General features: G+C 48.1%; 18 protein-coding genes. 10 read left to right on the top strand and 8 right to left on the bottom strand.

The annotated features are described in order from the left end of the window. Nucleotides 1–2: 2 nt before the first annotated feature. Nucleotides 3–1,130 (top strand): XRE family transcriptional regulator, encoded by a 1,128-nt coding sequence (locus SFA31_RS03145; protein WP_322836664.1) that lies wholly within the window; start codon nt 3–5, stop codon nt 1,128–1,130. A gap of 49 nt (nt 1,131–1,179) precedes the next feature. Here the strand turns inward: SFA31_RS03145 and SFA31_RS03140 are convergent, their stop codons facing one another. The 3 genes from SFA31_RS03140 to SFA31_RS03130 all read right to left on the bottom strand — a co-directional run bounded on the left by SFA31_RS03140 (nt 1,180) and on the right by SFA31_RS03130 (nt 4,084). Continuing rightward, nucleotides 1,180–1,914 carry a hypothetical protein gene (locus tag SFA31_RS03140; protein ID WP_322836663.1) on the bottom strand — a complete coding sequence of 245 codons (735 nt, stop codon included), beginning with the start codon at nt 1,912–1,914 and terminating at the stop codon, nt 1,180–1,182. After that, a protein-coding gene (locus SFA31_RS03135; protein WP_322836662.1) for an IS3 family transposase occupies nt 1,911–3,046 on the bottom strand; the annotation gives its coding sequence in 2 pieces (ribosomal slippage) (nt 1,911–2,800 and nt 2,800–3,046; 1,137 coding nt in all). Before SFA31_RS03135 ends, SFA31_RS03140 begins: the two co-directional genes overlap by 4 nt. Nucleotides 3,047–3,220: 174 nt before the next feature. Beyond that, nucleotides 3,221–4,084 carry a YicC/YloC family endoribonuclease gene (locus SFA31_RS03130; protein WP_322836661.1) on the bottom strand — a complete coding sequence of 288 codons (864 nt, stop codon included), beginning with the start codon at nt 4,082–4,084 and terminating at the stop codon, nt 3,221–3,223. A gap of 125 nt (nt 4,085–4,209) precedes the next feature. Here SFA31_RS03130 and rph point away from each other — a divergent pair, with 125 nt between their 5' ends. Together rph and pyrE are read left to right on the top strand one after the other, a co-directional pair. Beyond that, on the top strand, nt 4,210–4,926 hold the full coding sequence (gene rph, locus SFA31_RS03125; RefSeq protein ID WP_322836660.1) for a ribonuclease PH: 717 nt from the start codon (nt 4,210–4,212) through the stop codon (nt 4,924–4,926). Between the two features lie 91 nt (nt 4,927–5,017). Further along, on the top strand, nt 5,018–5,659 hold the full coding sequence (gene pyrE / locus SFA31_RS03120) for an orotate phosphoribosyltransferase (protein ID WP_322836659.1): 642 nt from the start codon (nt 5,018–5,020) through the stop codon (nt 5,657–5,659). A gap of 174 nt (nt 5,660–5,833) precedes the next feature. Here pyrE and slmA read toward each other — a convergent pair whose 3' ends face one another. The 3 genes from slmA to coaBC form a co-directional block, all read right to left on the bottom strand. Beyond that, on the bottom strand, nt 5,834–6,430 hold the full coding sequence (gene slmA / locus SFA31_RS03115) for a nucleoid occlusion factor SlmA (protein WP_322836658.1): 597 nt from the start codon (nt 6,428–6,430) through the stop codon (nt 5,834–5,836). A gap of 125 nt (nt 6,431–6,555) precedes the next feature. Next, nucleotides 6,556–7,014 (bottom strand): dUTP diphosphatase, encoded by a 459-nt coding sequence (gene dut / locus SFA31_RS03110; RefSeq protein ID WP_322836657.1) that lies wholly within the window; start codon nt 7,012–7,014, stop codon nt 6,556–6,558. Continuing rightward, nucleotides 6,992–8,206: a bifunctional phosphopantothenoylcysteine decarboxylase/phosphopantothenate--cysteine ligase CoaBC gene (gene coaBC / locus SFA31_RS03105; protein WP_322836656.1), complete on the bottom strand. Its 1,215-nt coding sequence runs from the start codon at nt 8,204–8,206 to the stop codon at nt 6,992–6,994. Before coaBC ends, dut begins: the two co-directional genes overlap by 23 nt. Before the next feature lie 164 nt (nt 8,207–8,370). On the opposite strand from coaBC, the gene radC reads away from it, so the two are divergent. From radC to mutM, 4 genes are all read left to right on the top strand, one after another. Continuing rightward, entirely contained in the window at nt 8,371–9,042 is a 672-nt protein-coding gene (gene radC, locus SFA31_RS03100) for a RadC family protein (protein WP_322836655.1), read from the top strand. Nucleotides 9,043–9,256: 214 nt separating this feature from the next. Further along, entirely contained in the window at nt 9,257–9,493 is a 237-nt protein-coding gene (gene rpmB / locus SFA31_RS03095) for a 50S ribosomal protein L28 (RefSeq protein ID WP_322836654.1), read from the top strand. Between the two features lie 13 nt (nt 9,494–9,506). Further along, complete coding sequence (gene rpmG, locus SFA31_RS03090; RefSeq protein WP_002436700.1) at nt 9,507–9,674, top strand: 50S ribosomal protein L33; 168 nt, start codon at nt 9,507–9,509, stop codon at nt 9,672–9,674. A gap of 692 nt (nt 9,675–10,366) precedes the next feature. Continuing rightward, nucleotides 10,367–11,176: a bifunctional DNA-formamidopyrimidine glycosylase/DNA-(apurinic or apyrimidinic site) lyase gene (mutM, locus tag SFA31_RS03085; protein WP_322836653.1), complete on the top strand. Its 810-nt coding sequence runs from the start codon at nt 10,367–10,369 to the stop codon at nt 11,174–11,176. On the opposite strand, the gene coaD is transcribed toward mutM, so the two are convergent. Together coaD and waaA are read right to left on the bottom strand one after the other, a co-directional pair. Continuing rightward, nucleotides 11,177–11,659, bottom strand: a complete 483-nt coding sequence (gene coaD, locus SFA31_RS03080) for a pantetheine-phosphate adenylyltransferase (protein WP_322836652.1) — start codon at nt 11,657–11,659, stop codon at nt 11,177–11,179. Nucleotides 11,660–11,667: 8 nt separating this feature from the next. Then, nucleotides 11,668–12,945 carry a lipid IV(A) 3-deoxy-D-manno-octulosonic acid transferase gene (gene waaA, locus SFA31_RS03075; RefSeq protein ID WP_322836651.1) on the bottom strand — a complete coding sequence of 426 codons (1,278 nt, stop codon included), beginning with the start codon at nt 12,943–12,945 and terminating at the stop codon, nt 11,668–11,670. A 400-nt stretch (nt 12,946–13,345) separates the two neighbouring features. Here waaA and rfaQ point away from each other — a divergent pair, with 400 nt between their 5' ends. The 3 genes from rfaQ to rfaP are packed head-to-tail and all read left to right on the top strand — an operon-like array spanning nt 13,346 to nt 16,354. Beyond that, nucleotides 13,346–14,443 (top strand): lipopolysaccharide core heptosyltransferase RfaQ, encoded by a 1,098-nt coding sequence (gene rfaQ, locus SFA31_RS03070; protein WP_322836650.1) that lies wholly within the window; start codon nt 13,346–13,348, stop codon nt 14,441–14,443. Then, nucleotides 14,440–15,564, top strand: a complete 1,125-nt coding sequence (locus SFA31_RS03065; protein WP_322836649.1) for a glycosyltransferase family 4 protein — start codon at nt 14,440–14,442, stop codon at nt 15,562–15,564. Before rfaQ ends, SFA31_RS03065 begins: the two co-directional genes overlap by 4 nt. Next, the gene (rfaP, locus tag SFA31_RS03060) at nt 15,557–16,354 is read left to right on the top strand and encodes a lipopolysaccharide core heptose(I) kinase RfaP (protein ID WP_322836648.1); all 798 of its coding nucleotides are present in this window, start codon (nt 15,557–15,559) and stop codon (nt 16,352–16,354) included. Before SFA31_RS03065 ends, rfaP begins: the two co-directional genes overlap by 8 nt. Nucleotides 16,355–16,370: the final 16 nt, after the last annotated feature.

Raw genomic sequence — 16,370 nt, 5'->3', positions numbered from 1 at the left:
TTATGGCTATAGCATTTTATGGCGAGCGGCTTCGGCTCGCTCGTTTGTTAAAAGGGTATACTCTACAAGAGCTCGGTGATGCAGTTTCTGTGACCCGGCAAAGCATACATCAATATGAAAGTGATGTCAGAGCACCTGCAAATGATGTTCGGAATGCATTGGCTGAATTTTTACAGGTGTCTTCTGCGTTTTTTGGTTTACCTCTCTCTGGTGATGTTAAACCTGAGCAATGCCATTTTCGTAAGAGACAGACAACCCCTGCGGGAGTGAAAGAACGGGTTCAGGCATACAGTACCATTCTTGAACAGCTTGTTACTGAGCTACATGAGCATTTAGATATGCCCGAAAACGGTTTTAATTTGATAGATAACAGTAAAATTGTAGAACTAACACCTCCATTGATTGAGAAGATTGCTGAAGGTGCTCGTGTTCGCTGGGGATTAACACCTGATGCACCCATAGATAATATGGTTAATGTTGTCGAAAATCAGGGGGCTATCGTTACCTGTTTTGACGGTGTTTCTGAAAAAGTAGATGCTTTATCAGTTAATAGAAAATTTCCAATAATAATCCGCAATACAGCGAAAGAAAGTGCATGTCGAATGCGTTTTGACTTGGCTCATGAATGCGGCCACTTAATCATGCACGATGGTATTGAAACTGGATGTAAACAAACAGAGAGAGAAGCGGATGCTTTTGCGAGTGCTTTTCTATTCCCTCGCAAATCATTTGCAAGAGAGTTTCCTGTTTGCTTAGGTGCTGGTGGTGCAATTGACTGGAAGAAGGTTTATAACTTAAAAGTTCGCTGGAAAGTAAGCGCTAGAGCGATTATTTATAGGGCACATTTTTTAGGCTTCATTAATGCTCAGCAATATAGAAATGCTAATGTTTGGTTTAGTCAAACGAGACAAACTAAAAAAGAGAAACTCGACGACCAAATTCCTTTAGAAGAACCTCATGTGCTTGAGGAGAGTTTAATAATTTTGAAAGAACAGCTGGGTATATCTTTTGAAATGTTAGCCGAGAAATTTAAAGTCAAACCTGAATTATTATCAGATATATCAGGCATCAAGTATGCTCCTGATATTGATGATGGCTATGACGATATTGTTGTTCCTTTTAAGTTCTAACTTTATGTATAAGAATATAGGCCCTTTTTTTGAAGGGCCTATATGTTTTTTACTTGCTAAAATAACATTTTAATTTGGTTTCAGTCATTTCTACAATAGTTGCATAAATTGAACCCAAGAAATTTCTCATATCTATTGGCAAATTCGACTTTTCTACGCCAGGCTGAGCAATTGCAAATTCGAATTTTACATTCGAATATTTTAATGCCTTTTTTATATTATCCAAATCATCAAGACTACCATGGTAGAACCGTTTATTTTTTAACACACCCATGCTATTACGTCTTTCCATGTGTTTTAGTAGCTCTTCTGGTTTCCATTTATAACGTAAAGAAACTACTGCTTGGCCGCAAACTTCATAAAGATCCGCTAATCTAGCCCCTGATGTTTCTTTTGAGTATTTACAATGGATCATCTCAAATTTTATTAAATCTTCTTCGACGAAGATTGCTACAATGTCGGATGATTCACCAGAATTATCGTCATTAAAAACAATCTGGGCTCCATTTTTTTTGAGATGCATCATCATATATTCTTGTATTGAGTTATTTCGAATTTGATCTCCTTTATATAATGATTCTATTGTGAATTTTACATTCTTCCATTCAAGTACTTTGATTCTATCTTCAGGAATCTGTACCTCAAATGCCTCACCATAGTTAGTGTGAATGCATCCAGCTATAGTGCACCCATCTAATAAAAACATAGTCGGCGGATTTTCTTCAAAAAACTGTTTTAAAGGAATTGGACTGACCCCGTGACAGTAGACAAATTCTGTCCTCACGACGAGGCCTGTTCAAAGGCCTCCGGACTGACGCCGCTGAGATGGCTGTGGCGTCGGACCCGGTTGTAGAACACTTCAATGTAATCGAAGATATCCGCCCGGGCCAGAGCCCGGGTTTTGTATATTCTCTTCCTGATACGCTCTTTTTTCAGTGAACTGAAGAACGATTCCGCTACTGCATTATCCCAGCAGTTGCCACGCCGGCTCATACTGGGCGCCAGATTATTGGCCCGGCAGAAGCGCCGCCAGTCCTCGCTGCCGTACTGGCTGCCCTGATCGCTATGTACTATTACCTCTCTGTCCGGTTTTCGACGCCATACTGCCATCATCAGCGCATCCAGCGCCAGTTCACGTGACAGCGTCGGTTTCATCGACCAGCCCACCACGTTACGGGCGAAGAGATCAATGACCACCGCCAGATACAGCCAGCCCTGCCAGGTGCGGATATAGGTAATATCGGTCACCCAGACCTGATTAGCCCGGACAACGGTAAACTGCCGCTGCACGCGATTAGGCGCAACCACTGAAGGCCTGCCGGCGATACGACGTGGCGCTTTATAGCCGCGCACCGCTTTGATCCGGTTCAGTTGCATAATACGGCTCACCCGGTTTTTACCGCAGGTTTCCCCGATTTCATTCAGATCGCCATGAACCCGGCGATAGCCATATACGCCACCGCTGAGGGAATACGAATCACGGATAAGCGCCAGCAGACGCTGGTTATCTTTATCGCGGGCGGAAACTGGATTATGCAGCCACGCATAGAACCCGGCCCGGGCGACATTCAGTACCCGACACATTGTCATGACACCCCATACGGAGCGGTGTTCATTGATAAAGCGGTACTTCAGTCGGGCTCCCTTGCAAAGTACCGCGCGGCCTTTTTCAGGATGTCCCGCTCTTCTTCGGTGCGCTTCAGCTGAGACCGAAGCTTGAGGATCTCGCTTTTGGCTTCCAGTAAATCACGCGCATGCTGCTCGCTGTTATCGGGTTTGATGGCCCGCAGCCATTTGTAAAGACTATGCGCAGAGACACCCAGTCGGTCGGAAACTTCTGCGACGGAATAACCGCGTTCCGTAATTTGACGGACGGCTTCTTCCTTAAATTCAGGGGTAAATCGTGGTGTGCCCATACGGTCCTCCTATGCTCAAACTATACATCAGGATCGTCTACCGGGGTGGGGTCAGTCCAATGTGCGCTTTAGTGGTATTATATGAGACTTTGTGGAATTAAAAAAAGCCAGCATTTACACTGGGTTATAGATGTTGGTGGGGTATCGTGAGACTTAGTGAGTTTAAGTGAAACCCTACTCGATGTTTTGAATCTGCTCACGCATTTGCTCAATCAGCACCTTCAGCTCAATGGCCGAATTTGTAATATCCGCATTGATTGATTTTGAGGCGAGCGTGTTCGACTCACGGTTAAATTCCTGCATCATAAAATCCAGGCGCCGGCCAACGGCTTCTTTCTTCTTCAGGATGTTATAGGTTTCTTTTACGTGCGCATCCAGCCTGTCCAGCTCTTCAGCAACGTCAAGGCGCTGGGCCATCAGCACCAACTCTTGCTCCAGGCGATTATTTTCCAGCTGCACGTCTGCTTCTTCGAGTTTTGCAACCAGCCGCTCACGCTGCCACTTTATAATATCCGGCATCTGCGCGCGTACGCTGGCGACTTCCGCGCTGACGGATTCCAGCCGCTGCTCAATGAGCGTTTTCAACGCCTGGCCCTCAGTTTCGCGCGCGGTGATGAAATCATCCAGCACGCTTTCCAGCGCGGCCAGAATATCGCGGTTGATGACATCAAGATCCTGCTCCTGCGCTGCCATAACACCGGGCCAGCGCAGGATATCTACCGGATCAATTTCACCTTCGTCGCTCTGCATTTTTACCCAGTTTGCTGCCTGAACCAGCTGCTTTGCCAGCGCTTCATTTAATTGCAGAGATGAACTGGCGCGGGGATCGGCTTCAAAACGCAGAGTACATTCTACTTTACCGCGCGTGAGTCGATTGCGAATGCGTTCGCGGGCGACGGGCTCCAGGCCGCGAAATTGCTCCGGCATACGGAACCAGGTTTCCAGGTAACGTTGGTTTACCGAACGCAGCTCCCAGGAGGCGCTACCCCAATCACCCTTAATCTCTCGTCGGGCATAGGCGGTCATACTGCGAATCATAAGTCATACCTGCTTTTTAAACGTGGATGGAGGGATTATAGCTACAGGGGCCCCGGCAGGATAGGAATAAGCGCCCGAAGTCCGTATAATGCGCAGCCACACTCGTTGCAAGCAGGAGCTTACCTATGCGTCCATCCGGTCGTAGCGCCGAACAGGTGCGTCCTATTACCCTGACCCGCCATTATACAAAACACGCAGAAGGCTCCGTGCTGGTCGAGTTTGGTGAAACCAAAGTGTTGTGTACCGCTAGCGTGGAAGAGGGCGTACCGCGCTTTCTGAAAGGCCAGGGCCAGGGCTGGATCACCGCTGAGTATGGAATGTTGCCGCGGGCGACCCATACGCGTAATGCACGTGAGGCTGCCAGAGGCAAACAGGGCGGCCGCACCATGGAAATTCAACGCCTTATCGCACGCGCGCTGCGCGCTGCCGTTGATTTAACCGTATTAGGCGAATATACCGTAACCCTGGACTGCGACGTGATTCAGGCAGATGGCGGAACGCGCACGGCCTCGATCACCGGCGCCTGCGTTGCGCTGGCGGATGCACTGAATGGCCTTGTCTCCAGCGGTAAATTAAAGCGTAACCCGCTTAGAGGGATGGTTGCTGCCGTGTCTGTCGGTATTGTTAACGGTGAAGCGCTGTGCGATCTCGAATATATTGAGGATTCCTCGGCGGAAACCGATATGAACGTTGTGATGACCGAAGATGGCCGGATGATTGAAGTGCAGGGTACCGCGGAGGGTGAGCCGTTCTCGCATGAGGAGCTGCTGTCCCTGCTGGCGTTGGCCAGAGGGGGAATAGAATCGATAATCGCGTCGCAGAAGGCGGCGCTGGCAGAATAGTTTTTCAGGCGGCCTTCGGGTCGCCTTTTTTGTGCCCGTAGGTTCACCGTGCAGGCGGGCAAAGGTGCACCATTATCTGAGGAGTCAGCCCATGAAACCGTATCAGCGCCAGTTTATTGAATTTGCGCTCAGCAAACAGGTACTGAAATTCGGCGAGTTCACGCTTAAGTCCGGGCGGGTCAGCCCTTATTTCTTTAACGCCGGATTATTTAATACCGGCCGTGATTTAGCGCTATTAGGCCAGTTCTATGCCGATGCGCTGATGGATGCCGATATTGCTTTTGATGTGCTATTCGGCCCGGCTTATAAGGGCATCCCTATTGCAACTACTACGGCAGTCGCTCTGGCACAGCGCCATAACAGGGATGTGCCGTATTGCTTCAATCGTAAAGAGGCAAAAGATCACGGTGAAGGCGGCTCTCTGGTTGGCAGCCCGTTAATAGGGCGGATTATGTTGGTTGATGATGTGATTACCGCAGGTACGGCGATCCGTGAATCAATGGACATTATTCAGGCAAACGACGCGACGCTGGCTGGCGTACTAATTTCACTGAATCGCCAGGAAAGAGGGCAGGGAACGCTGTCTGCCATTCAGGAGGTAGAGCGTGATTATGGCTGTAAGGTCACCTCAATTATCTCGCTGGATGACGTGGTCTCGTGGCTGGAAGAGCAGGAAGGCATGTCGACGCACCTGGTTTCCGTGCGGGCTTATCGTGAAATGTACGGTGTGTAAGTGCGATAAAGCGTGATTCGGTGAGTCAGCGTTTAAAACCCATATTGCTGACTCACCCCTTAGATTCCAGGTTAGATTATTCAGTAACGCGAATTTTAGCCGGGTATGTAATAAAAAAACGCCCGGGTTGAGATACAGGCGTTTTTTATTGGAGGTGAAAGCGTTTTACAACGCTTAACGAAGCTGGGCGGCAATCAGCGGCCAGCGAGCATCGAAGTCATCGGTAGGAAGGTAGCGAAATTCGCTGCGCACAAACCGGGATAACATTCCTTCACAGAAAGCGAGTAACTGGCTGGCAAGCAGCGCTTCATCGGTAATAAAACCCTCACCTTCACGCATTTTTCGTTCACGTAGCACTTGGCGAATTTGTGCCTCGATGCGTTCAAAAAGTTGATTAATGCGCCCCTGAAGCCTGTCTTGTTCGAACATGAGCGCATGTCCCGTCATGATACGCGTAAGGCCGGGATTGCGTTCCCCAAAGCCTAACAGAAGTAAAACAATGAGACGTAAACGCTGCGTAGTATCTTTTTCGTCTTTAAGAATAAGATTGATACGTGTTATCAGGCTGTCTTCAATGAACTCAATCAGACTGTCAAACATCTTAGTTTTACTGGGAAAGTGGCGATAAAGCGCAGCTTCCGAAACGCCGATGGATGCGGCCAATTTTGCTGTGGTAATACGCTGGCTGCCGTCGCTTGATTCAAGCATCTGCGCCAAAGACTGAAGTATTTCTTCGCGACGATTCCTTTTCGCAGTCTGTTTTTCTGCCATGTTTTAAAATACCCCTGAAAAGAACATCCCACGGTCATCGCTCACATAGCGACCACAAGCGAAGGGCGCCTGTGGAATAAGGAATATCTTATTAAAGCTATTGGCGTGCTTAAAATATCGGCCGCTTATTGTCGACCTGAATGCCCAAAACCGCCTTCGCCACGTTCTGTTGCAGAAAAGTCTTCTACGACATTAAATTCTGCCTGTACCACCGGGACAAAGATCATTTGTGCGATGCGCTCGCCTGGTTCGATGGTAAAGCTCTCCTGGGCGCGGTTCCATACAGAAACCATTAATTGTCCCTGGTAGTCGGAATCAATAAGACCGACTAAATTGCCAAGAACAACTCCGTGTTTATGACCAAGCCCGGAACGCGGCAGCACCATGGCAGCCAGCGATGGATCGGCAATATGTATCGCAAGCCCCGTCGGCAGTAATACTGTCGCTCCTGGTGCTAGTTCTATGGCGTCGTCCAGGCAAGCGCGCAAATCGAGCCCGGCAGATCCTGATGTTGCGTGCGTCGGCAAAGGAAATTGATTGCCGACGCGGGGATCTAAAATTTTAACGTCGATTTTTTTCATCATAACGGGTCATAATCTCATCGAGTAAATGATGGCCAAGAAGCGCCTTACGCATATGCGGAAGTACTTTATCGCCTTCCTGCCAGAATAAATGCAATGCGTTGTTATCGCTATTAAACCCCTGATTTAAAAGCGATACGTCATTGGCGCAAATAAGGTCTAGATTTTTCTGTGTGCGTTTTTTCCGAGCGTATTCTTCCACATTATTTGTTTCCGCAGCAAACCCAACAACATAAGGTCGATGCGTTTTAAGCGCGGCGACGCCTGCAACGATATCCGGGTTTTTCACCATTTTTATTGTTAATTCATCGCCTTGCTTTTTAATTTTTTCATCAAAGATATGCATTGCCCGGTAATCTGCGACCGCGGCGCAGCCAATAAAGATATTTTGTTGCGGCGCATGCTGCTGCACTACGGATTCCATTTCCAGCGCGGTGGTGATGTCGATACGTTTTACATTAGGGGGTGTAGGTAGCGAAACCGGCCCGCAGACAAGAGTGACTTCGGCGCCACGCTGCGCGGCGGCGGCGGCAATGGCAAACCCCATTTTTCCGGAACTGTGGTTGCTGATGTAACGCACCGGGTCCAGCGGTTCACGTGTTGGGCCGGCGGTAATCATTATTTTAAGCTGTTTTAAATCACTAGCCTGTAAAAAATGCTGCTCAGCGAAATCAACCAGTGCAAGGGGATCGAGCATTCTGCCCGGGCCTATATCGCCGCAGGCCTGGCTGCCGCTATCCGGCCCCCAAATGAAAAAGCTCCGCGCGGTCAGGCGCGCCAGGTTGTCCTGCGTGGCGGTAGCACGAAACATTTGCTGGTTCATCGCCGGGGCCAGTGCAATAGGCGCGGCGGTAGCAAGGCAAAGCGTCGTTACTAAATCGTTTGCCATACCGGCGGCAAGGCGTGCGATAAGATCCGCCGTCGCCGGAGCCAGGATGACTAAATCCGCCCACTTACCCAGTTCAATATGTCCCATCGCCGCCTCGGCGGCCGGATCTAACAGGCTTTCCGATACCGGATGCCCGGACACAGCCTGCAGGCTTAGCGGCGTAATAAACGCACGCGCTGCTTCAGTCATTGCAACCCGTACTTCTGCGCCGCGTTCGCGCAGGCGTCGAACCAATTCCGGCGCTTTATAAGCGGCGATGCCGCCGCTGACGCCCAGAACGATTTTTTTGCCGGAAAGCCCCGTCATTTTATATTCCTGTGATGGCCGCGGTGAGTAGGATATTTTATCACAACCCGATAAAGGTCGGACGTATCTGCTTTTACGAGGAGCGCCGCATTCTATCCGTTTTTTTCTCGCTCGTCTGAATAACGCCTGATATTTTTACTGTATTAATATACAGGAGTATGGCAATGAAAGATGAACAGGATGTGCTGATGCCGCCTCGGGAGAAGTTGCTTAAGTATGGCGCGCGCGTACTCACGGATGTTGAACTGCTGGCAATTTTTTTGCGTACCGGAAAACCTGGGGTGCATGTTTTAGTGCTGGCTAACAGGCTGCTGCGCCATTTTCCTTCTTTGCGGCATCTTCTCACCGCTGAACTGACGGAGTTTCGTCAGGTTGGCGGAATCGGTATGGCCAAATACGCGCAATTGCATGCGATTGCTGAGCTAGCGCGGCGCTATTATTCAGCGTGCATCGAGGAAGAAAAGGCGCTCCTCAGCCCGGAGATGACGCGGATTTTTTTGCAAAGTCAGCTTTCTGATGAAGAGCGGGAAATTTTTATGGTTATATTTTTGGATAACCAAAATCGGGTAATAAAATGCAGCCGAATGTTTATGGGGACGCTGGGACACGTTGAGGTCCACCCGAGAGAAATTGTGCGCGAAGGGATGAAAGTGAATGCCGCCGCTGTTATTCTGGCACACAATCATCCTTCCGGGCGGGCTGAACCCAGCCGGGCAGACAAAATGATTACTGAACGTATCATAAAAACATGTACGTTTATGGATATTCGCGTACTTGACCACTTGGTTATTGGGCGTGGAGAGTACGTTTCATTCGCTGAACGCGGTTGGATTTAAACCAGAGCGCCCGATCCTTCGGGATCTTTCTCCGTTCTGGGCTTGAGCACATCCCTTACACAGCGTATACTACGCCACCTTTGAGAATCTCGGGTTTGGCATTTGGGCCTGGCATCACGAGTTCAAATGAACCGCAGGACCAGGCCAGCAGGCCTGACGAGGCTGCCAATACCCTATACGAAGCTCGAGCTAATTTGATTTTTGGAGAATAGACATGTCCCGAATCTGCCAAGTTACTGGCAAGCGTCCGGTGACCGGTAATAACCGTTCCCACGCACTGAACGCGACTAAACGCCGTTTTCTGCCGAACCTGCACTCTCACCGTTTTTGGGTTGAGAGCGAAAAGCGTTTCGTTACCCTGCGTGTATCTGCTAAAGGTATGCGTGTAATCGACAAAAAAGGCATCGATGCGGTTCTGGCCGATATGCGTGCCCGCGGCGAGAAGTACTAAGAGGAACTAAGTCATGGCTAAAGGTATTCGCGAGAAGATCAAGCTGGTTTCTTCTGCCGGTACTGGTCACTTTTACACGACCACGAAGAACAAACGCACCAAACCTGAAAAACTGGAACTGAAGAAATTCGATCCGGTTGTTCGCCAGCACGTTGTATACAAAGAAGCTAAAATTAAATAATTTCAGCGGTTTGTATTTTAAAAACCCGGCTTAGGCCGGGTTTTTTATTGTCATCCGTAAACTCCCTTCCTGGCAGGTGGTATTGCTTGCCGACTAAAAATCATGGCCTGCAAACGAATCCTTAAATCCGTTGGCTCTGCCTTATTGTTTTGCATAAAACATAGCGGAATGGGCAAAAAATTCCTTGGGCGGTATTTGGTTATTTCGCAGGGGGGAATACTTAACCCTATCTTCTGCTATAGCAATGTTGATACGCCTATAACTATGGAAGATAGGCTGAATCTGTTTCTTTCAATTCCTTCAATCATCCAGAAATTTTCCATAATGGATGCTGGTGCTAACAGTGCCGTTTACTGCGCAGAGGCCTTTCTCCATTAAGTGGGTTGAGATAATGTGGATATGGCAAACGTTCTGCTTACGTATCGCCAGTGGCACTAAGTGTGACTAATAAAAGTGGCCTGAAGTTTCCCTTTCTTTATTGCTATAGCTGGCGCTTCGCTTTTTCACACTGCGCCAGTGAACACGGTTTGATAATTCCACTACCGAGTAAAAATGTATCGTCGCGGGTGATTGTTTTAAGCCGTGATGAAAATAGCGGGAGACAGGCGGTAATATGTAGATACCGCTTTTTCAGTGCGTAATGACAACCAACTTTTTATCCGTGGACTGTGCTTGTTCCGGGAGGAAATACGATGCCGGAATTACCGGAAGTAGAAACAACGCGGCGAGGCATTGAGCCGCATCTGGTAGGTGAGACGATACTTCATGCCATAGTGCGTAATGGCCGCCTACGCTGGCCTGTATCCAGTGAGATACATTCGCTAAGCGACAGGCGTGTAATAAGCGTTCAGCGGCGTGCAAAATACCTTTTACTGGAGCTGGAAAGCGGCTGGATTATTATCCACCTTGGCATGTCCGGTAGCCTACGAATTCTTCCAAACGAGCGTGCGGCTGAGAAGCACGATCACGTTGATTTGGTGATGAGCAATGGGAAAATATTGCGTTATACCGATCCGCGGCGATTTGGGGCATGGCTTTGGGCTACGCATTTGGAAGGGCACCGCGTTTTGGCTCACCTGGGGCCAGAACCGTTAAGCGAGGCGTTTAATGGTGAATGGCTACGGGCCAAAAGCATTCGAAAAAAAAGTGCGATTAAGCCCTGGCTTATGGATAACCAACTGGTTGTGGGAGTCGGGAATATTTATGCCAGCGAATCGCTCTTTGCCGCCGGGATTCACCCCGATCGGCAGGCCAGCTCTCTCTCGCCTGAAGAGTATTCGCGCCTGGCTGAGTCTATTAAAGCTGTGCTGCTGCGTTCTATCGAGCAGGGCGGAACTACGCTGCGCGACTTTTTACAAAGTGATGGTAAACCCGGCTATTTTGCCCAAGAGCTTCAGGTATATGGGCGGCAGGGAGAGCCTTGTCGTACATGCGGTTCGCTAATTATGATGGGTAAGCACGGGCAGCGGAGCACGTGGTGGTGTCCTGACTGTCAGCATTAATTATTGATGCAGTTTAGCCAGGAGCGCATGGCGTACATGAGGTGCTAAAAAATCATCGACATTGCCGCCATGGCGCGCCACTTCTTTTACTAAAGAGGATGAGATGAAAGACCATTCCTTTCCTGGCATAAGAAATACGCTTTCCAGCTCGGGCATCAGGTGTCGGTTCATTTGAGCCAGCTGCGTTTCATACTCAAAATCGGCGACAGCGCGTAGCCCCCGAATCAAGATATTGGCATGCTGCGCGCGCGCGAAGTCTGCCATAAGATTACTGAAGCCGATGACCGACACGCCGGTAAGATGCGCGGTGGCCTGTACAACCAGCGCGACGCGCTCATCTAAAGAAAATAACGTTTTTTTATGCGGGCTGGCGGCAACAGCGATAACCAGTTCATCAAACATCACCGCGGCGCGTTGAATAATATCGAGATGACCATTCGTTATCGGATCAAACGTACCGGGGTAAATAGCGCGAGTTTGCATGGCGATCCCTAGTGCATTCTTGGTGGCAAATATGGTTCGAGCAGTTGTAGAAGACGCTGTAATGCGCCCTGATTCTGATATAACACCTCTACCGCGTGGCGACCGTAGTAGCTACGGTAATCCGCATCAGAAAGTAGTTGGGCAATTTCATTAATCAGCGATGTTTCATCGGTAATTGTAATAAGCCCGTTAGCCTGGGTTAGGCGGGCACAGATATCTTTAAAATTAAAGGAATGTGGCCCCATAATTACAGGCAGGGCGTGCGCCGCTGGCTCTAGCGGGTTATGACCGCCGCGCTCAATCAACGATCCCCCCACAAAAGCTAAATCTGAGATGCCGTACAGCAGCATCAATTCTCCCATTGTATCGCCGATAACAACCTGCGTTGTGGCAGAAGGCACTTCTCCTGAAGAGCGGGTAACGTATTCTAACCCGGCATCGCGCGTTAATGTGATGGCTTCAGGGAAACGCTCAGGATGGCGCGGGACTAAAATTAATAATAAATCGGGAAATTGCTTTAATAGCGCTTTGTGCGCAGATAGTAATATTTTTTCTTCGCCTTCGTGGGTGCTGGCGGCTATCCAGACCGGGCGATGGGGCGCCCATTGGCGGCGGAGCGTGACAGATTTTGATGCCATTTGCGGTGTTACTGAAATATCAAATTTAAGGCTACCAGTTACGGTAAGCTGCGATCGTCTGGCACCTAGTTGAATGAAGCGTTCGCCATCCTCTTCATTTTGAGCGGCAATGAGCGTAATGCGGCGCAGGAGGTTACGTACGAATTTGCCAACTTTTGCATACCCTTTTGCCGAGCGGGCGGAAAGCCGCGCATTGGCAATTACTAATGGAATACTACGTTGATGCAGTGCCGAAATCAGGTTTGGCCACAGCTCCGTTTCCATGATGAGCACAAGTTTTGGTTCAATAGCATCCAGAAAACGCCCGATGGCGTCTGGAAGATCGTAGGGTAAATAAATGTGCTGTACGTCATCGCCAAAGGCAGACAGTACTCGCTCTGAGCCGGTAGGCGTCATTGTGGTGACTGTAATAGGTAATGTAGGATAACGATGGCGTAAAGCTCTTACTAACGGGATAGCGGCCAGTGTTTCTCCAACCGAAACCGAGTGGAGCATAATTCCGCCTGGTTGTAACTTTTGGCGATAAAAGCCGTACCGTTCTCCCCAGCGCTTACGATAGGCTGGCGCCTTACGACCGCGCAGCCATAGTCGTAGCCATATGAGCGGCTGAATAAGATAAAGGAGTATGGTGTAGAGCAATTGCAGCATGGCGTATCGTTATCCGGGGAATGTGAGGGGATTCTATGTATTTCACTGGGATATTGCTATTCATTTCCCTGAGATGAACGCTCATGCCAGAAAAATAGTATTTATTTTATTGAATTTCAATAAAAAGCATGAATTCATTCGCTAGAGTGAGTATAGCGGAAAGGTGAAAAAGAGAGCGCAAAAAACGCAATATTAAAGTCAAAGTATAAACATATCTTATTGATATTTATATCAAATGGCTGGCTTTGAGCAAAAAGATTCATTTCGGATTGTTTACAAGGAAGTGATATACTACTTCATAAATTTGAGAAGTATGGACAGTTTACGGGTAGCTATGAGCCTGGGGCGGTAGCGTGCCTATTTCATTACTTCCATTCATTACATATCTGGTGAGGGATTTGTGGAAGAGCCGGTTAATAAGATCCTCGTTATAAAAATGCGTTTTCATGGCGATATGTTACTGACAACGCCGGTAATTAGTTCATTGAAGCAACATTATCCAAATGCCCAAATCGACGTCTTATTGTATGAAGATACCATTCCTATTCTTTCTGAGAATGTACAAATTGGTTCATTATATGGTGTTGCGAAAAAGAGTGCGGGTGTGTTGGAAAAAGTCAGTAACTTTTTAGACCTTCTCCAGCAATTAAGCGCTAATCGCTACAATATCATTCTTAACCTCACCGATCAGTGGATGGTGGCACTACTCATGCGACTCATTCCTGCAGAGATAAAAATTTCTCAGGATTATGCGCATCGTCAAACCACCTTTTGGAAAAATAGCTTCACTTGCCTGGCACCGATAACAGGGGAGCATATTGTCGAGCGTAATTTATCAATACTGTCAGCGCTGGGTATTAAGGATTTTTATACCAAAACGACGATGAGTTATAAGCCTGAACACTGGCATGAAATGGAAATCATATTAAATGAAGCCGGTGTTCACGGGCAGTATGTTGTCATACAGCCAACCGCCCGCCAAATATTTAAATGTTGGGATGAGGACAAATTTTCAGTAGTCACAGATGCTCTCCAGGCTCAGGGATATAAAGTAGTGTTAACCTGCGGGCCGGGAGATGATGACTTAGTGTGCGTAAATCGTATTGCTGATGAATGCGAGCAGCGCCCCATCACTGCGTTGGCAGGAAAAACGCAGCTGCCAGAGCTGGCGGCGCTTATCGATCATGCTGCGCTTTTTATTGGAGTTGATTCTGCTCCTATGCACATGGCTGCCGCGCTCGATACGCCCATCGTGTGTCTATTTGGTGCGACCGACCGCGTATTTTGGCGTCCATGGACGGATAACGCGATTCAGTTGTGGGCTGGAGATTATGCGGAAATGCCAGAACGCGAAGAGTTGGATCGGAGCCAAAAATATCTGTCAGTTATTCCTGCAGAGGATGTTATTGCGGCGGCGAATCAGATGTTAAATTCGAATAAAGCCGAAGACGAAGTTGAGGGATCTGAACCTATCCGTGAGTCTGGAAGTGCAACATGATAATCGCGTTTTGCCTGTATAAGTATTTTCCGTTTGGCGGCCTGCAACGTGATTTTATACGTATTGCTAAAACGGTAGCGGCCCGAGGGCATAGCGTTCGCGTGTATACCCAATCCTGGCAAGGGGAGTGCCCTGCAGAATTCGAACTCATCGTAGTACCGGTTCATGCGCGAACAAACCACGGGCGAAACGCGGAATATTATGCATGGGTACAGGCACATTTGCATAAGCATCCTGTCGAACGGATTGTTGGATTTAATAAAATGCCCGGCCTGGACGTTTATTATGCAGCCGATGTGTGCTACGCCGAAAAAGTAGCACGCGAAAAAGGGTACTTGTATCGCCTGACTCCACGCTATAAACACTTTTCTGCCTTTGAGCGCTGTGTATTTGAGCCTGGTGCGAAGACCCAGCTTCTCATGTTAACTGAAAATCAGATCACGGATTTTCAGCGTCACTATAAGACCGAATCAGGGCGTTTTCATTTGCTCCCCCCCGGAATTTATCCCGATCGTAAATATGACCATCAAATACCTAATGCCAGGGCTATTTATCGGCAGAAAAATGGGATAGACGACAAGCAATTATTAGTATTACAGGTAGGGTCCGATTTTAAACGTAAAGGTGTTGATCGCAGCATTGAAGCTGTTTCGGCCCTACCAGAGAAGATACGTTCGCGCACGCAACTCATGGTTGTTGGCCAGGATAAACCGGACCGTTATATAGCTCTGGCGCGTAAGCACGGCATAGCCGGCCAGGTCAGTTTTTTTGCCGGGCGTAACGATATTGCTGAGCTTATGGCATCCGCTGATTTATTGATTCATCCCGCCCGACAGGAGGCTGCAGGGATCGTGCTTTTGGAAGCGATCGTTGCCGGGTTGCCGGTAATTGTGACTGAAATATGCGGCTATGCGCCCTACATCGTCGCTGCACAATGTGGCAGGGTTATCGCCTCGCCTTTCCAGCAAAGCAAATTAAATGAAATACTTGGCCAGGCATTAATGCAGGATACCCGCCGAGGTGAGTGGGCGGCTGCTGCGCGCCATTATGCTGATACCGAAGATTTATATAGCCTACCTGAAAAAGCGGCAGACTTGATAATAGGTGAGCCTAATGCTTGATTTAAAAGAGCCATTTTCCACTCTCTGGCGTAATAAAGATGCGTTTAGAGAGGTTGAGCTTCTAAAGGGTGAGATCTTCCGCGAACTGGAAACGCGGCGCACTCTGCGTTTTGAGTGTGAAGAGAAAAGCTATTTCCTGAAGCTACATAAAGGTACGACATTAAAAGAAGTTATTAAAAATCTCATTTCTCTTCGCCTGCCTGTATTGGGTGCGGACAGAGAATGGAAGGCTATCCATCGTTTAGAAAGACTGGGCGTAGACACGATGGTTGGCGTGGCGTTTGGGCAAAAAGGATTAAACCCTTTACGTCGTACTTCTTTTATTATTACCGAAGATCTTACTCCAACAGTTAGCCTGGAAGAGTATTGTGCTGATTGGGTGCTACATCCGCCGAAACCTCACATTAAACGTATGCTAATAAAGCGCGTCGCTGAAATGGTGCGAGATATGCACTATGGCGGAGTTAATCATCGCGATTGCTATATCTGTCATTTTCTTTTACATCTACCTTTTGATGGAGAAGAGGAAGACCTGAAGATATCGATAATAGATTTACATCGTGCCCAAATTCGGCATCGAGTACCGAAACGATGGCGAGATAAAGATCTTATCGGATTGTATTTTTCCACGTTAAATATTGGACTGACGCAAAGAGATATTTATCGTTTCCTTCGGGTTTATTTTCAAATCGACCTCCGAAAAATTTTAACGTTAGAAAGTAATTTCATAAAAAAAGCTCAAGTCAAAGCACAATATATTCATGATAGAACCAGAAGAAAATCCCTTTAATAGTCTTGATAACATA

The organism is Erwinia sp. HR93, assembly GCF_034555055.1.
In the GTDB taxonomy this organism is placed as follows: Bacteria; Pseudomonadota; Gammaproteobacteria; order Enterobacterales; family Enterobacteriaceae; genus Apirhabdus; species Apirhabdus apintestini.
Note: the sequence above shows the minus strand (reverse complement) of the source record. Positions and strands in the feature narration are given on the sequence as shown.

Bases quoted from the DNA above. Each gene is read 5' to 3' on its own strand.
- SFA31_RS03145 (WP_322836664.1), top strand. From the start codon at position 3: ATGGCTATAGCATTTTATGGCGAGCGGCTTCGGCTCGCTCGTTTGTTA.
- SFA31_RS03130 (WP_322836661.1), bottom strand. From the start codon at position 4,084: ATGATTCGCAGTATGACCGCCTATGCCCGACGAGAGATTAAGGGTGAT.
- rph (WP_322836660.1), top strand. From the start codon at position 4,210: ATGCGTCCATCCGGTCGTAGCGCCGAACAGGTGCGTCCTATTACCCTG.
- pyrE (WP_322836659.1), top strand. From the start codon at position 5,018: ATGAAACCGTATCAGCGCCAGTTTATTGAATTTGCGCTCAGCAAACAG.
- slmA (WP_322836658.1), bottom strand. From the start codon at position 6,430: ATGGCAGAAAAACAGACTGCGAAAAGGAATCGTCGCGAAGAAATACTT.
- dut (WP_322836657.1), bottom strand. From the start codon at position 7,014: ATGATGAAAAAAATCGACGTTAAAATTTTAGATCCCCGCGTCGGCAAT.
- coaBC (WP_322836656.1), bottom strand. From the start codon at position 8,206: ATGACGGGGCTTTCCGGCAAAAAAATCGTTCTGGGCGTCAGCGGCGGC.
- radC (WP_322836655.1), top strand. From the start codon at position 8,371: ATGAAAGATGAACAGGATGTGCTGATGCCGCCTCGGGAGAAGTTGCTT.
- rpmB (WP_322836654.1), top strand. From the start codon at position 9,257: ATGTCCCGAATCTGCCAAGTTACTGGCAAGCGTCCGGTGACCGGTAAT.
- rpmG (WP_002436700.1), top strand. From the start codon at position 9,507: ATGGCTAAAGGTATTCGCGAGAAGATCAAGCTGGTTTCTTCTGCCGGT.
- mutM (WP_322836653.1), top strand. From the start codon at position 10,367: ATGCCGGAATTACCGGAAGTAGAAACAACGCGGCGAGGCATTGAGCCG.
- coaD (WP_322836652.1), bottom strand. From the start codon at position 11,659: ATGCAAACTCGCGCTATTTACCCCGGTACGTTTGATCCGATAACGAAT.
- waaA (WP_322836651.1), bottom strand. From the start codon at position 12,945: ATGCTGCAATTGCTCTACACCATACTCCTTTATCTTATTCAGCCGCTC.
- SFA31_RS03065 (WP_322836649.1), top strand. From the start codon at position 14,440: ATGATAATCGCGTTTTGCCTGTATAAGTATTTTCCGTTTGGCGGCCTG.
- rfaP (WP_322836648.1), top strand. From the start codon at position 15,557: ATGCTTGATTTAAAAGAGCCATTTTCCACTCTCTGGCGTAATAAAGAT.